Raw genomic sequence first — 14,345 nt, forward strand, 5'->3', positions numbered from 1 at the left:
CCGCGTACACGGCGGGCGTCCGGGGGTCGGGCCGGGCCCCGCACGCCCCGGAGGGTGATCGCACCGGAATCGCTTGACCTCAATGTTGGTTGAGGTCCTAGGTTCCTTGTATGTCGCCGGTCAGCACGGCGATCCGTGATGAACCGGCACTCTGGAGGCCACCATGGACATGGAAGTCACCGCCTGGCATTCGCTGCACAGCACGATGACCGCTCAACAGGGCCGGCGACGCTTCTCCCGCGGCACCCTGCGCCGCATCACCGCGTTCGCCCGCCCGCACCGCCGCCACCTGGTGTGGTTCCTCGTGCTCAGCACGGTGACCGCGATGCTCGCGGTGGCCACCCCGCTGCTCGCGGGCCGGGTGGTGGACGCGATCGTGGGCGGTGGCTCGGAGTCCCTGGTCATCCGGCTGTCCGGACTGATCGCCGTGATCGCGGTCGCGGAGGCGGGTCTGGGGCTGGTGACCCGCTGGCTGTCGGCGAGCATCGGTGAGGGGCTGATCCTCGATCTGCGGACGACCGTGTACGACCACGTCCAGCGGATGCCGATCGCCTTCTTCACCCGCACCCGCACCGGAGCGCTGGTCAGCCGTCTGAACAACGATGTGATCGGCGCCCAGCGGGCATTCAGCGACACCCTGTCCGGGGTCGTCAGCAATATCGTGACGCTGCTGCTCACCCTCGCGGTGATGCTCGGCCTGTCCTGGCAGATCACCGTGATCGCGCTGGTGCTGCTGCCGGTGTTCGTGCTGCCCGCCCGCCGGGTCGGCCGGCGGCTGGCCGATCTGCGCCGGGAGGGCGCCGACCACAACGCGACGATGGGCACGCAGATGACCGAGCGCTTCTCCGCGCCCGGCGCCACCCTCGTCAAGCTGATGGGCCGCCCGGTCCGTGAGTCCGCCGAGTTCGCCACCCGGGCCCGCCGGGTGCGCGACATCGGGGTCCGCTCGGCCATGGTGCAGACGTACTTCGTCACCGCCCTCACCCTGGTCTCCGCCCTGGCGCTGGCCGTCGTCTACGGCCTGGGCGGGTTCCTCGCGCTGCGCGGACAGCTGGAGCCCGGCGCGATCGTCTCGCTGGCCCTGCTGCTCACCCGGCTCTACGCCCCGCTGACCGCGCTGTCCGGCGCACACATCGAGGTGATGAGCGCGCTGGTCAGCTTCGAGCGGGTCTTCGAGGTGCTCGACCTCAAGCCGCTGATCTCCGAGAAGCCGGACGCCCGCGAGGTCCCCGAGGGCCCGGTGTCCGTGGAGTTCGACGCCGTCCGCTTCGGCTACCCGTCCGCCGACAAGGTCTCGCTGGCCTCCCTGGAGGAGGTCGCCACCCTCGACACCCGGGGCGGTGAAGAGGTCCTGCACGGCATCTCCTTCCGTGCCGAACCCGGCCAGATGGTCGCCCTGGTCGGCTCGTCGGGCGCCGGCAAGTCGACCGTGGCCCAGCTGCTGCCGCGGCTGTACGACACCGACGCCGGTGCGGTCCGGCTGTCCGGGGTGGATGTCCGCGACCTGACCGCCGCCTCACTGCGCGACGCCCTCGGCATGGTCACCCAGGACGGGCATCTCTTCCATGACTCGATCCGCGAGAACCTGCTGCTGGCCAAGCCGGAGGCGACCGAGGAACAGCTGTGGGACGCACTGCGCCGGGCGCGTCTGGAGGAGCTGATCGCCAGTCTCCCCGACGGTCTGGACACCGTCGTCGGCGAGCGGGGCTACCGCCTCTCGGGCGGCGAACGACAGCGGCTGACGATCGCCCGGCTGCTGCTCGCCCACCCGCGGGTGGTGATCCTGGACGAGGCCACCGCCCATCTGGACAACACCTCCGAGGCGGCGGTGCAGGAGGCGCTCACCGAGGCGCTGGAGGGCCGTACCGCCCTGGTCATCGCCCACCGGCTGTCCACCGTACGGGCCGCGGACCTGATCCTGGTCGTCGAGGGCGGACGGATCGTCGAGCGCGGGACGCACGAGACGCTGCTGGCCGCCGACGGGCGCTACGCGGAGCTGTACCGGACACAGTTCACCGACTCGGAGGACCGGCGGGAGGCCGCCGGGGAGATCGCCGGGGAGTCCGGTGGGGAGGCCGCCGGGGACGCCACGGAGGAAGTCCGGCGCACGGATCCCGGCCCGGATGCCCTGCCGGAGTCGGCGCTGGTGACCTGACGCCGCGCCGGAAGGCCCCTGCCTCTTGGCGGGGGCCTTCCGGATGCCGAAAACTGATGCGATGACGCAGCGCGCGGAACACTCCACGGTCATGGACCGCCTCGCCCTCGACGATCTGATCACCGGGTACGCCATCGCCGTGGACGACGGTGACTGGCCCGGCTATCTGGCCCTGTTCACCCCGGACGGCCGTGCCGACTACCGCTCGGCGGGCGGCATCGAGGGCGGCACCGAGGAGATCGCGACCTGGCTCGCCGACATGCTGCGGCAGTTCGCCATACGGCAGCATCTGATCGTCAACCGCCGGATCACCCTCGCCCGCCGGGACGGCGCGCCCGGCGACACGGCCACGGTCCAGGCCGACTACCTCAACCCGATGCGGCTCGCCGGCCCCGCGACGGATGCCGAGGACGGCCCCACCTCCCCCAACTACACCTGCGCAGGACGCTACGAGTTCACCGCCCGGCGCACCGCCGACGGCTGGCGGCTGACCGGGGTCGTCGTCCACGAGAAGTGGCGTCAGGTGCGGTCCGGCGGTGACTGACCGCCCCCGCCGCCCGTCGCCGCCCGGCTCGGCCGTTGCGGCGACACCCCTTTCCTCGATCGGCCCGTCCGCGCACACTGGCCGTCCGACCGGCCGGAAACGGCACCAGGGAGGCCGCATGGACAGCGCGATCGGCCGTCAGGCGCGGTGGCGCGCCTCCCCCTGGGGGCGGGGCGCTGCCGCGGCGCTCGCCGGCGCGGTGCCGGCCCTCACCTTTCCCGCGCCGTCCTGGTGGTGGCTGGCGTACGTCGCCCTGGTGCCCTGGCTGCTGCTGGTGCGGTCGGCGCCGACGTACCGGCGGGCGGCGCTGGACGGCTGGCTGGGCGGCACCGGCTTCATACTCGCCGTCCACCAGTGGCTGCTGCCGAACCTGCACGTCTTCATCCTCGTGCTCGCCCTGCTGCTCGGGGCGCTGTGGGCGCCCTGGGGCGTGCTGGTGCGTGTGCTGCTGGGCGGCGCGCCCGCCGCGCGACGGCCGGCACGCGAGGGGGCTCCCCCGGCAGGGCCCGCAGAAGCATCCGGCGAAGAGCGACGGGGGGTGACGGGCGGGCGGTGCGCCGCCGCGCTGGTGCTGGTGCCGTCGGGCTGGCTGATGGTCGAACTGGTCCGCTCCTGGGAGTACTTGGGCGGCCCGTGGGGGCTGCTCGGCGCCAGCCAGTGGCAGGTGCCGCCCGCGCTGCGGCTGGCGTCGATCGGCGGGGTGTGGCTGGTGAGCCTGCTGATCGTGGCGGTGAACACCGCACTGGCCGAACTGATCGCCCGCCCGGCGGCCCGGCTGCCCGCCGTCGCCGGGCTGCTGGTGTGCGCGCTGGCGGGCACCGTGGCCTGGTTCTGGGCACCGGTCCCCCGCCCCGCGGGCACGGTGCGGATCGCGGTCGTCCAGCCGGGCCTGACCGGCACCCCCACGGCGCGGCTGGCCCGGAGCGAGGCCCTCACCCGGTCGCTGGCGGGCCGCGAGGTACGCCTGATCGTCTGGGGCGAGAGCAGCCTCTACAAGGATCCGGCGGACCACCCGGCGCTCGCCGCCCGCCTCACCGCCCTCTCCCGGCAGACCGGCGCCGAGCTGCTGATCAACGCCGACTCCGCGCACGCCGAACAGCCGGGCATCTCCAAGAGCGCGGTGCTGATCGGGCCGGACGGACCGACCGGGGACCGCTACGCCAAGATGCGGCTGGTGCCCTTCGGCGAATACATACCGTTCCGGTCCGTGCTGGGCTGGGCGACCCGGGTGGGCAAGGCGGCCACCAGCGACCGGCTGCGCGGCACCGGCCAGGTGGTGATGCCGGTCGCCACCGCGGGCGGACTGCGCGTCGGGCCGCTGGTGTGCTTCGAGAGCGCGTTCCCCGACATGAGCCGCCATCTGGCGCGCGACGGTGCGCGGGTGCTGGTCGCCCAGTCCTCGACCTCGACGTTCCAGGAGAGCTGGGCGCCCGCGCAGCATGCGTCACTGGGTGCGCTGCGCGCGGCGGAGAACTGGCGGCCGATGGTGCACGCCACGCTCACCGGCATCAGTGCGGTCTACGGGCCACGGGGCGAGCAGATCGGCGAGCGGCTCGGTACCGACCGCAGCGCGGCGGCGGTCTACGACCTGCCGCTGGCCGAGGGCACCAGCCCGTACACCCGGTTCGGTGACTGGGCGGTGTACGGGGCGATGGGTGCGCTGGTGCTCGCCGGCGGGTACGCGGCGCTGCGGGCGCTCAGCAGGCGGCCTGCCCGAGCGCGTCGGTGACCACGCGTTCGCACAGTTCGTGGGTGCGCAGCGCGTCCTGGGCGGACGGCTGCCGGCCGGCCCGTACGTCGTCCAGGAACGCCAGCACGATCTGCTCGATACCGCGCTGCCGGGCGACCGGGACCCAGTCGCCGCGCCGCCGGATGCTCGGCTGCCCCTTGTGGTCGATGACCTCGGCGAGATTGACGACCTGGCGCTTGGTGTCCTGCCCGGAGACGTCGAGGACCTCCTCCACGGAGCCGCTGAGGCGGTTCATGACGCCGAGGGCCGTGAAGCCGTCGCCGGAGAGCTGCAACACCACGTGCTGCATCAGCCCGTCACGGATCCGGGCGCGCACATCGATGTGGTCGACCTCGCCGGGGGCGAGGAACCGCAGGGTGTCCACGACATGGATGAAGTCGTCCAGCACCAGTGTGCGCGGGTCCTCGGGCAGACCGATGCGGTTCTTCTGCATCACGATCAGATCGCGGGCGTGTTCACGGCATTGGGCGTAGGCGGGCGCGAAGCGGCGGTTGAAGCCGACGGTGAGACCCACGCCCCGCTCCTCGGCGAGCGCGACGATGCGCTGGGACGTCGCGAGTTCGTAGGAGATCGGCTTGTCGACATAGGTCGGGACGCCGGCCTCGATCAGCCGGGTCACGATCTCAGGGTGGGCGGCGGTCGCGGCGTGCACGAAGGCCGCGTCCAGACCGGTGGCGAGCAGCGAGTCCAGGTCCGTGTGGAGCCGGTCCCCGGTCAGCCGGTGGGCGGCGCCGACGCGTTCGAGGGTGGCCGGGGTGCGGGTGTGCAGGTGCAGTTCGAGCCCCGGCTGGGTGCCCAGTACGGGGAGGTACGCCTTCTGGGCGATGTCGCCGAGTCCGATGCAGCCGACCTTCACTCGTGCTCCTTGGGTTGCGCCGCGGCCCTGGTGCCTCACGTGCCGGAAGCATACGTGCCGGCCGGCGGCCGCCAGTCGGCTCTCGCCCGCACCCGGGCGGCCCTGCTGGAGGCGGCGGTACGGCGGCTGGCCGAGCGGGAGGCCGCGGTGCTGACCCCGGGTGAGATGCCCCAGGCCACGGTGGAAGGGAAGGGGCCCGGGTCCGGGCCGCGGTCGGACGACGCGGTGGCTGCGGTCGCCGGGGCGCTGTCCCTGGCGCTGCACCGCTATCTGACCCGGCACCGGCAGCTGCTCATCGCGCGTTACGAACTGGCCCTGGAGGCCACCCGCAGGCCCGAGCTGCGGGCGGTCTACGACCGGGCGGGCCGGGCCTTCCGGGAGCCGGTGGTGGCGATGCTGACGGCGGCCGGCTCCGCCGACCCCGAGCGGCACGCGCTCAGCATGGTCGCGTGGTGCGACGGGGTGCTGTTCTCCTGCACCGCGGGACAGTTCCATACGGCCGTCCCGACCCGTGACGCGCTGCGCACGTCCTGCACGGAGCTGCTCGACGGGATGCTGCGGCGATGACGCCGTCCCCGCCCGGCCTACCGGGTGTGGCCCGCCCGGCCTACGGGGTATGGCCCGCGAGGCCGTCGAGGCGCAGCTGAAGCCGGTCGATGGCGTCCCGGAGCCCCTGGCGGTATTCACCGTCGGCGAGGGCGTTGACCGAGACCCGGGCGCGCCGCAGCTGGGCGCGCGCATCGGCCGGCCGGTCCAGTGCGGCGTAGTCGGCCGCGATGTTGAGGTGCAGCGAGGGGAAGAACGCCCGGAGCGCGACGAGGGGGTGGCGGGGGCCGGGGCCGTCGGCGACTTTCGGCTCCCCCTGGGCGGCGGCATTCCCGGGCAGTTCGGTGACAAAGCCCTCGGCCGCCTCCAGGGCCCTGAGGTCCCAGTCGAGTTCATCCCTGGGATCGTCCTGGGTGTCGGCCATGTAGTGGGCGAGGGTGCAGCGGTGGAAGGCGTCTCCCTGGGGCCCGATCTCATGCCACAGCTCCGAGAGACGGTTACGGGCCTCTTCCCGGTCGCCGGCGCGATGCAACATGATCGCCTGGCCGATCCGGGTCAGCACCCCGTCCTCGGACGTCGCCTCCCGCCGCTTCTCCACCACCGCGCACTCCGTATTCGCTCACCACGGCCACTGCCGCTCCCTCGACGCTAACCGCCGGAAGGGACCTGCGCGCGGTGTGCGCGACGCACCGGGTGGTGGGGGCCGCCCGCCCCCGACCGGCCGGCCGGGCCCGGGGGCTCAGCCCAGGTCAGGGATGCGCCAGTCGATCGGGGCATGGCCCTGTGCGGCGACCGCCTCGTTGATCTGGGTGAAGGGGCGGGAGCCGAAGAACTTCTTCGCCGACAGCGGGGAGGGGTGCGCGCCCTGCACCACGGCATGCCGCTCCTCGTCGATCAGCGGCAGCTTCTTCTTGGCGTAATTCCCCCACAGCACGAAGACCGCCGGGTCGGGCCGGGCCGCCACGGCGCGGATCACCGCGTCGGTGACCTTCTCCCATCCCTTGCCCTTGTGCGAATTGGCCTCGGCCTCGCGGACCGTGAGAACGGCGTTCAGCAGCAGCACACCCTGCTGGGCCCAGGGCATCAGATAGCCGTTGTCCGGAATCGGATGGCCCAGCTCCTCCTTCATCTCCTTGTAGATGTTCCGCAGCGACGGCGGCGTCTTGACGCCCGGCTGCACGGAGAAGCACAGCCCGTGGCCCTGGCCCGCGCCGTGGTACGGGTCCTGGCCCAGGATGAGCACCTTCACCTGGTCGTAAGGCGTCGCGTCCAGCGCCGCGAAGACCTGCTCGCGGGGCGGATAGACCGGGCCATTGGCCCGCTCCTCCTCGACGAAGTCGGTGAGCTCCTTGAAATAGGGCTTCTCCAACTCCTCGCCGAGGACCCCGCGCCAGGACTCGGGCAGCATGTCGGTCACCACGTCAACAACCTCCGGTGTGCGTTGCGTTCTCACTCACAGAACCTACCGGCGACCACTGACAACGCGGTCCGCGGGCCGCTGCCCCGGCCGGAAACGACGCCCTGCCCGCGTAGGAGGTGTCCAGCCGGACGCAAGGGATGCACACGACGGACGGGACGGACGGGACGCACGGGACGGACAGGGCCCGGCCCCGGGAGGATCGAGGCGCTCCGGCGAACGGCCCGTCCGTACGGGAGCAGGCACCTGCCCCAGCGTCCCACAGCCGCCCGGCGCCGGGCCGGGGTGCCCCTGCACGTGGCCGGGGAGCTCCTCGTCGGTGCGCCGGCGCGCGTGGTGCCGGCCCTGATGAGGACCGGCACCACGGACTCCGTCTCTTGGCGCGCACCGTCTCCCGGCGCGCACACCGGGGCAAGGCCTCGTCGGGCCCCGCCCGGCCGTCAGACCCCGGCGTTGAGGAACAGGCCGCCGTCGACGACCAGCGTCTGGCCGGTGATCCAGCCCGAGGCGTCGGACAGCAGGAAGGCCGCGGCCCCGCCGATGTCCTCCGGGACGCCGAGCCGCGCCATCGGGTAGCCGGCCGCCGCCTCCTCCTCGCGGTTCTCGTACAGCGCAGCCGCGAACTTGGTTTTGATCACCGCGGGCGCGATCGAGTTGACCCGTACCCCGGGCGCGAACTCGTGGCCGAGCTGGAGCGTCAGATTCACCATCGCGGCCTTGCTCATCCCGTACGCACCGATGAAGGGCGAGGCGTTGAGGCCGGCGATCGAGGCGATGTTGACGATCGCCCCGCCGTTGTCCTTCTGCCATGCGTGCCAGGTGCGCTGGGCGAAGCCCAGTGCCGAGACGACATTGGTCTCGAACACCTTGCGCGCGACACCCAGGTCGAGGTCGGCGATGGGGCCGAACACCGGGTTCGTTCCGGCGTTGTTGACGAGGTAGTCGACGCGGCCGAAGGCCTCCATCGCACGCTCGACGGCGACGGCCTGGTGGGCCTCGTCGTGCGCCTTGCCGGCCACGCCGATGACCCGGTCGGCGCCCAGCTTCTCGGCGGCCTCCTTGAGGGCGTCCTCGTTGCGCCCGGTGATGACGACCCGGTCGCCGCGGGCCACCAGGGCCTCGGCGATGCCGTAGCCGATGCCACGGCTGGCACCGGTGACCAGCGCCACCTTGCCGGAGGGCTCCGGGAGCCCGCTGTTCTGCTCGGTCATGTCCCGTACTCCTGAAGTCGGTGGGCGGTCAGTTGAGTGGGCCGCCGGCGACGTACATGACCTGGCCGGAGACGAAGCCGGCCGCCTCGCCGGTGAAGAAGGCGATCGCGTTGGCGATGTCCTCGGGCCGGCCGACGCGCTGGACGGGGATCTGGGTGGCGGCCGCGGCCTGGAACTCCTCGAAGCCCATGCCGACGCGCTCGGCGGTGGAGGCGGTCATGTCGGTGACGATGAAGCCGGGGGCGACCGCGTTGGCGGTGACGCCGAACTTGCCGAGTTCGATGGCGAGGGTCTTGGTGAACCCCTGGAGACCGGCCTTGGCCGCCGAGTAGTTGACCTGGCCGCGGTTGCCGAGCGCCGAGCTGGAAGAGAGGTTCACGATCCGGCCGAACTTGGCGTCGACCATGTGCTTCTGGCAGGCCCGGGACATCAGGAACGCACCGCGCAGATGCACGTTCATGACCGTGTCCCAGTCGGTCTCGCTCATCTTGAACAGCAGGTTGTCGCGGAGCACACCGGCGTTGTTGACGAGGACGGTCGGCGCACCGAGCTCGGAGGCGACCCGGGTGACCGCGGCCTCCACCTGCTCGGCGTCCGAGACGTCGCAGCCGACCGCGATGGCCTTGCCGCCGGCCTTGGTGATCTTCTCGACGGTGTCCTTGCAGGCCGCCTCGTCGAGGTCGAGTACGGCGACGGCGCGGCCCTCGGCGGCCAGGCGGACGGCGGTGGCCGCGCCGATACCGCGGGCCGCGCCCGTCACAATGGCGACGCGCTGCTCGGTGGTGGACATGCGGGTTCTCCTCACCCTCGAAACCTCGACAAGCGGTCCGCCGCACCGATCCCGTAGGTGAGCAACCGCTTAGTACCCTGAGCAGGGCTGACGCTAGAAGCCCGGCCACGCGCTGTCAACGCTCCACCACTGCGTCGTTGCCCACCCCACCTGCGGCGCACACCGCCACCTGGTGCGATCGCGCCACATGACAGAGCGCCCGGACCGCCACAAGGCGGAACCGGGCGCTCCGAACAGCACTCCCCCACGGCCTCAGCGCACCAGCAACTCCAACAGCCGCTCCACCTCGGCGGCGGGGTCGGCGGTCAGGCCGGTGTGCACCGGTCCCGGCTGGACGATGGTGCTGCGCGGCGCCATCAGCCAGCGGAAACGGCGCCCGGCATCGTCCCCGGCCGCCTGTCCGGCCCGCTCGCCGCCCTGGCAGACACCCTCGACGGCACCGAGCGCGGCCCGCACCCCGGCCACGTCGGTCGTGGGGTCCAGAGCCAGCAGCCGGGCCTCGTCCAGATGGGTCCTGGCCTCGACGAAGCGCCGGGCGTGGCAGTACACGACGACACCGGCATTGATCATCTCGCCGCGCTCGACCCGGGGCACGACCTTCAGCAGCGCGTACTCGAAAACATCGCGCCCGTTGTGCAGACCGGTCACTTCACTGCCCTCCGTGTCAGCCTTGCGGCCAGCCATTCCGGCGCCTGCGAGGGCTTGTCCTTGCTGGGCTCCCCCAGGGTGATCCGATCGCTGATCATCCGGGCGCGCGCCAGCAGGGTGCTCACATAGGCCCGACGCAGCGCGTCCGGGGAGTCAAAGCCGGGCTCGTCGGCCAGCCATGCGTCAGGGACATCGGCCGCGATCCCGGTCAGCAGCTCCTCGGTGATCAACGGCGCGAACTCCTCGGCCGCCGCGGCGATATCCGGCCCGAAGGTGGCCAGCACATGGTCGGAGGCGTTGTACGGCCGGACTGAAGCCTTCTCCGCGCTCGGCCAGTTGTGGTGCCAGATCATCGCCGCGCCATGGTCGATCAGCCACAGCTCGCCGTGCCAGACCAGCAGGTTGGGATTGCGCCAGGACCGGTCGACGTTGTTGATCAGCGCATCGAACCACACCACACGGCCCGCCTCGCGCGCACTCACCTCGAAGGCGAGCGGATCGAAGCCCAGCGATCCGGGGAGGTAATCCATCCCCAGATTGAGCCCACCGCTGGCCTTCAGCAGCTCCTGGACCTCCTGGTCCGGCTCGCCCAGCCCGATGACGGGATCGAGCTGCATCTGCACCAGCTCCGGCACCCGCAAGCCGAGCCGCCGCCCCAGCTCTCCGCAGATGACCTCGGCAACGAGCGTCTTCCGCCCCTGCCCCGCACCGGTGAATTTCATGATGTAGGTACCCAGGTCGTCGGCCTCGACGATTCCCGGGAGCGATCCGCCCTCACGTAGAGGGGTGACATAGCGGGTCGCTGTGACTTCTGGCAGCATTTTCCCAGGCAATCTGGCCTAGCGGCCTTACAATCCACGATTAGGTCCGGAGCGGCCCAAGTTGGAGAATCCGCCACGATCAGCCCTGGGGAGAATCTGGGGAGTTTCTACCGGCACGGTGGATCCCCCTTCCTCTCGAGCAGTCCGTCAATGGCGGTGCGCCCCTTGCTTCCGGCTTCCGGCATGAAGTGAGCATAGTAACCGAGCGTGACAGTCGGCGAGGAGTGCCCGAGCCACCGCGCCACAGTCACCACGGACTCCCCAGCCTCCAGCATCATCGAGGCGTAGGTGTGCCGCAGAACGTGGAATCCGTCCTTCGGCGCCGCCTCCCACTGCCACGGCTTCGCCCCTTTGGGGCGCGGCGGAATAATGCCGGCCTTGGCCAGCGCGGGCTTCCATGTGTAGGTATTCCACGTGTTCACGGCCACGGCGTTGCCGAATCGCGTAGCGAGAACAAGGGAGAACGTTCGCGGCCTGTCTCCCCCGGGCTTCCCCCACGGGAGCTCAACATCCACCGGCGGGAACGCCTTGCCATGGCGCTTCAGCTCCTGGGCGACCGAGGGCGGCATGTCGACGCTACGCGTTTTCGCCCCCTTGGGCAGGGCGAAGTACAATCTGCCGCCTATCGCCTGAACTTGGCGGCGAACGTGAAGCACGCCTCTCGCATAGTCGATGTCTTCCGGGCTCAGCCCGAAAACTTCGCCCTGCCGAAGCCCGCACCCCAGGCCAAGTACGGCGGCCACTCTATGCCGAGGGCTGATCACGTCCCGAACTCGCAGTGCAGTCTCCAGCGACCATGCCTCCCGGCGCTCCCGTGAGGCCTTGGGCCACCGCACGGATTTCGCGTGCATCGGATTCCTGGAGAGCCGCTTGTCGTCAACAGCCGCCTCCAGGATGCTGGACAACTCGGACAGGATCCCGCGCAGGTAGCCGACCGAGGAGACCGTGGCCTCCAACTTCGCTGTGTACGCCCGCAGTTCTGCCGCCGTGATGCTCTTGAGCGGGAGATGGCCCAGATGCGGAACGATGTGAAGCCGCGCTCTCCGTTCCTGGTTCTGCTGGGTCTTCGGAGCGCCTCCTCTGCCCGGCGCCCAGTGCAGCGCGATGTAGTCGGCCAAGGTGATGGACCCGTCACGCGGGTCCACAAACTCCCCGCGCTCCTCGTCCGTGGCGGACCGGCGAAACCACGCTTTGGCGTCCTCCAGGGTGTCGAAGGAACGACTTCGGATCCCAGGGATACCAGCGACCTTGTATCGCTTTCCCTTCCCGTAGCGAGTAGTCCTTTCTCTCTTACCTGTTGCCGGATCCTTCTTCTTCTTGATCCAGCGATCCTCTATGTAGCCGGTCAGGTGAGACTCCTTAGCGATGGAAGGCGAAACGCCATTGGGTCGCGGCTGGCGTGTCAGGCATCGAGCATGTGGCCGGACCGGTACTCCGGGCCTACGACCAGAGGGCTCAGGGTCGGGTTGGAGCGGGAGTCGGCCTGCTCCTGCTCATGGATCCAAGCGTCGAGGGCTTCCCGCCGGTACATGACACGTCCACGAGGTCCCATACGGAAACTGGGCGGTCCCTGTCGTCGGTGCCGCCAGACGTAAAGAGTGTGAGGCGAGAGCCCGAGGTACTCGGCCGCATCCCTCACCTTCAGGAACCCATTGCACGCGGCGCCCGACGCGGAGTTCCTCAGCTCAGCGCAAACCTCGTCGACCGCCAGATTCTGCGCCATTCGCGCCGCAGTCACAGCCATGTCGGCGCCCCAGGGATACGGGCGGGCGGGGCACTTGGCGAATTGGCTGGGCGACGTGGAGGACACGACGAAAGAAGGGCAGGGGGCATCGCGGATCGGCACATGAGACGGGCATTCCTTATGGAAGAGCGCGCTGGGCGGCAGAGCGAGGAAAAGGCACCGAGAACCTGCGCCGACTCGACGAGGACATCGCTCTTCTCCAGCGAACGGACACTGCTGATTGGCAGCAGCAGGCAGAGGCCGCTTGTTACCTCCTTGCGAATCTATGCGGCGCTGCCTACTGCGTCCGCTACGGCTCCACCGTCAAGCGCAGCCGAATGCGAACACCTCAATGGTCGCGACGATCGCCGGTTTGGCTAACCGGCGATCGTGGTCTATGTTCCGCTCGCGACCGGCCGTGGTCCGTGCTCGATTGCCAGCCCCGAGAGTGCCCCGTAGTTGGATTGGAGGCGTGTGGTCCACGCGTTAGGTGCGCCCAGGATGAAGGGGGCAGGGGCGGTCAGCCAGACAGATCGGAGCGCATGCATCGGCAGAAGAGATTCCTCATCGGATCACCCGGTGGGCCGCTGTCGGCCGCGTGCTTCCGGGGGTGTTGTACGTTGGCATAGCCTCGGAGAGGGTTCCAGTCTTCTGATGGCATTTCTCGTCTGCCGTGGGCGATTCCGCTCCAGGAACTCACCGTTGCGGCCGTGCAGAAGCGTCCTCAACATGACCGACCGCTTCGGCCAGCCCTGGAACTCTGCCGGGATCCGGGCATCCCGTACGTGCCGTACCAGCCGTTCTTCCGGGGCATTGCTGCTGCTGGCAGCCGGCGTCCGAGCGTCTTCAACGGTCGACGGCCGGCATCTTGTCCAGGCCCGCAGCTGCGGAACCGAGCCCGACACCGCGAAGTACGCCGCGACCATTCGTTCCGGTCATCACGCGTTCGGCAGGTACATGGCGTCGTAGGTCGGCGATTCGGGGGCGTGCTTGATCTCCCCCATTACCATGTACCCCCATCGAAGGTAGGCATCGTGCGCTGGCTGGTTATCGATGATGCAGGTCAGGGCGGTGGTGCTCTCGGCATGTCCCGCGATCACGGTGTCATGGACCTTTCTCCCGAGGCCCTGGTTCTGGAAGAACGGATCACCGCTGTATGGGGGTGTGTCGTACACCCGGGCGTACACCTCGATCAGCTCATCAACGATGGCTTTGACTGAGGTCCCGTCGTACCAACTCCGCATCCACTGGTTGCACCTCTCCTTTGCTGAATCACGCGACGACTGCGCGGATCTCTTCAAGCAGGTCCCCCACCCCGCGTGCGCGGTGATGAAGGGCTAGCCCGTCGTGGACGATCTTCAACTGCTCGACTGCCCGAGCGGAAGACATGCAGGACGTCCGGATCAGTTCGATGGCCTTCGTCGTGGCTTCCACACTGTGGTCGACGTCCCCTGCTTTGATGGCCGCAACCGAGAGCCGGCCGAGGCACATGCCCCTGTTGCGAGAATGGGCAACCACTTGAAGCTGCTCGGACTTCGCCAGGAGCTGCTGGGCCCGGACCGTCTGGCCCAGATCGAGACGGCGCATCCCCTCCAAGCACGTCAGCTCGGCCAGATTCAGGAAAGTCGTCCAATCCGGGTCGCGGTCGTCCTTGCCGCGCTCCCACTCCTTCCAGGCCCTCTTGATCGCGCCCTCACAGTTGACGGTGCCCCCGACTCGCGCATGCCCCTGAGCCTCGCGATCGCTAGCTGACCGGAGCAACTGGGCAGCAACCGAGTCGCCAGCTCGACGCAGGCCAACACGGGGGCGCTCACCATGGTGCCCGTGTCAATGGACTTCCGCCCAGCGTCACGCGGCACATCGACCACTCGACACCAAGGCGTG

General features: G+C 70.0%; 15 protein-coding genes. 4 read left to right on the plus strand and 11 right to left on the minus strand.

Annotated elements, in window-relative coordinates; all coding sequences use genetic code 11:
- Nucleotides 1-163 precede the first annotated feature (163 nt).
- From M8I34_RS16670 to lnt, 3 genes are all read left to right on the plus strand, one after another.
- On the plus strand, nt 164-2,155 hold the full coding sequence (locus M8I34_RS16670) for an ABC transporter ATP-binding protein (protein WP_250050223.1): 1,992 nt from the start codon (nt 164-166) through the stop codon (nt 2,153-2,155).
- 61 nt (nt 2,156-2,216) lie between these two features.
- Nucleotides 2,217-2,699, plus strand: coding sequence for a nuclear transport factor 2 family protein (locus M8I34_RS16675; protein WP_244416349.1), 483 nt, complete (start codon nt 2,217-2,219; stop codon nt 2,697-2,699).
- A 118-nt stretch (nt 2,700-2,817) separates the two neighbouring features.
- Complete coding sequence (gene lnt / locus M8I34_RS16680) at nt 2,818-4,428, plus strand: apolipoprotein N-acyltransferase (protein ID WP_250050224.1); 1,611 nt, start codon at nt 2,818-2,820, stop codon at nt 4,426-4,428.
- Here the strand turns inward: lnt and M8I34_RS16685 are convergent.
- Nucleotides 4,397-5,305, minus strand: a complete 909-nt coding sequence (locus M8I34_RS16685) for a Gfo/Idh/MocA family protein (protein WP_250050225.1) — start codon at nt 5,303-5,305, stop codon at nt 4,397-4,399. The two genes, lnt and M8I34_RS16685, sit on opposite strands and share 32 nt — an antisense overlap.
- A 39-nt stretch (nt 5,306-5,344) precedes the next feature.
- Here M8I34_RS16685 and M8I34_RS16690 point away from each other — a divergent pair, with 39 nt between their 5' ends.
- The gene (locus M8I34_RS16690; RefSeq protein ID WP_250050226.1) at nt 5,345-5,872 is read left to right on the plus strand and encodes a TetR/AcrR family transcriptional regulator; all 528 of its coding nucleotides are present in this window, start codon (nt 5,345-5,347) and stop codon (nt 5,870-5,872) included.
- 40 nt (nt 5,873-5,912) lie between these two features.
- On the opposite strand, the gene M8I34_RS16695 is transcribed toward M8I34_RS16690, so the two are convergent.
- The 10 genes from M8I34_RS16695 to M8I34_RS16740 form a co-directional block, all read right to left on the minus strand.
- Nucleotides 5,913-6,449: a hypothetical protein gene (locus M8I34_RS16695; protein WP_250050275.1), complete on the minus strand. Its 537-nt coding sequence runs from the start codon at nt 6,447-6,449 to the stop codon at nt 5,913-5,915.
- Between the two features lie 141 nt (nt 6,450-6,590).
- Nucleotides 6,591-7,259: a uracil-DNA glycosylase gene (locus M8I34_RS16700; RefSeq protein WP_244420030.1), complete on the minus strand. Its 669-nt coding sequence runs from the start codon at nt 7,257-7,259 to the stop codon at nt 6,591-6,593.
- Nucleotides 7,260-7,708: 449 nt separating this feature from the next.
- The gene (locus tag M8I34_RS16705) at nt 7,709-8,479 is read right to left on the minus strand and encodes an SDR family oxidoreductase (RefSeq protein ID WP_244416344.1); all 771 of its coding nucleotides are present in this window, start codon (nt 8,477-8,479) and stop codon (nt 7,709-7,711) included.
- A gap of 28 nt (nt 8,480-8,507) precedes the next feature.
- Nucleotides 8,508-9,269 (minus strand): 3-oxoacyl-ACP reductase FabG, encoded by a 762-nt coding sequence (gene fabG / locus M8I34_RS16710; RefSeq protein ID WP_244416343.1) that lies wholly within the window; start codon nt 9,267-9,269, stop codon nt 8,508-8,510.
- Nucleotides 9,270-9,521: 252 nt separating this feature from the next.
- The gene (locus M8I34_RS16715) at nt 9,522-9,917 is read right to left on the minus strand and encodes a DUF3037 domain-containing protein (protein WP_250050227.1); all 396 of its coding nucleotides are present in this window, start codon (nt 9,915-9,917) and stop codon (nt 9,522-9,524) included.
- A complete protein-coding gene (locus tag M8I34_RS16720) occupies nt 9,914-10,738 on the minus strand; it encodes a HipA family kinase (protein WP_250050228.1) in 825 nt (274 codons plus the stop codon). Before M8I34_RS16720 ends, M8I34_RS16715 begins: the two co-directional genes overlap by 4 nt.
- Nucleotides 10,739-10,845: 107 nt before the next feature.
- Nucleotides 10,846-11,856: a site-specific integrase gene (locus M8I34_RS16725; protein ID WP_250050229.1), complete on the minus strand. Its 1,011-nt coding sequence runs from the start codon at nt 11,854-11,856 to the stop codon at nt 10,846-10,848.
- Between the two features lie 284 nt (nt 11,857-12,140).
- Nucleotides 12,141-12,482: a helix-turn-helix domain-containing protein gene (locus tag M8I34_RS41310; protein WP_308372352.1), complete on the minus strand. Its 342-nt coding sequence runs from the start codon at nt 12,480-12,482 to the stop codon at nt 12,141-12,143.
- Nucleotides 12,483-13,399: 917 nt separating this feature from the next.
- On the minus strand, nt 13,400-13,762 hold the full coding sequence (locus tag M8I34_RS16735; protein ID WP_250050230.1) for a GNAT family N-acetyltransferase: 363 nt from the start codon (nt 13,760-13,762) through the stop codon (nt 13,400-13,402).
- Entirely contained in the window at nt 13,734-14,048 is a 315-nt protein-coding gene (locus M8I34_RS16740; RefSeq protein WP_250050231.1) for a hypothetical protein, read from the minus strand. Before M8I34_RS16740 ends, M8I34_RS16735 begins: the two co-directional genes overlap by 29 nt.
- Nucleotides 14,049-14,345 lie beyond the last annotated feature (297 nt).

The sequence above is a fragment of the Streptomyces sp. MCA2 genome, from assembly GCF_023544705.1.
Classification (GTDB): domain Bacteria; phylum Actinomycetota; class Actinomycetes; order Streptomycetales; family Streptomycetaceae; genus Streptomyces; species Streptomyces decoyicus.

Coding starts and splice junctions, on each gene's coding strand:
- M8I34_RS16670 (WP_250050223.1), top strand. CDS start 164: ATGGACATGGAAGTCACCGCCTGGCATTCGCTGCACAGCACGATGACC.
- M8I34_RS16675 (WP_244416349.1), top strand. CDS start 2,217: ATGACGCAGCGCGCGGAACACTCCACGGTCATGGACCGCCTCGCCCTC.
- lnt (WP_250050224.1), top strand. CDS start 2,818: ATGGACAGCGCGATCGGCCGTCAGGCGCGGTGGCGCGCCTCCCCCTGG.
- M8I34_RS16700 (WP_244420030.1), bottom strand. CDS start 7,259: ATGCTGCCCGAGTCCTGGCGCGGGGTCCTCGGCGAGGAGTTGGAGAAG.
- M8I34_RS16705 (WP_244416344.1), bottom strand. CDS start 8,479: ATGACCGAGCAGAACAGCGGGCTCCCGGAGCCCTCCGGCAAGGTGGCG.
- fabG (WP_244416343.1), bottom strand. CDS start 9,269: ATGTCCACCACCGAGCAGCGCGTCGCCATTGTGACGGGCGCGGCCCGC.
- M8I34_RS16720 (WP_250050228.1), bottom strand. CDS start 10,738: ATGCTGCCAGAAGTCACAGCGACCCGCTATGTCACCCCTCTACGTGAG.
- M8I34_RS41310 (WP_308372352.1), bottom strand. CDS start 12,482: ATGGCTGTGACTGCGGCGCGAATGGCGCAGAATCTGGCGGTCGACGAG.
- M8I34_RS16740 (WP_250050231.1), bottom strand. CDS start 14,048: ATGCGCCGTCTCGATCTGGGCCAGACGGTCCGGGCCCAGCAGCTCCTG.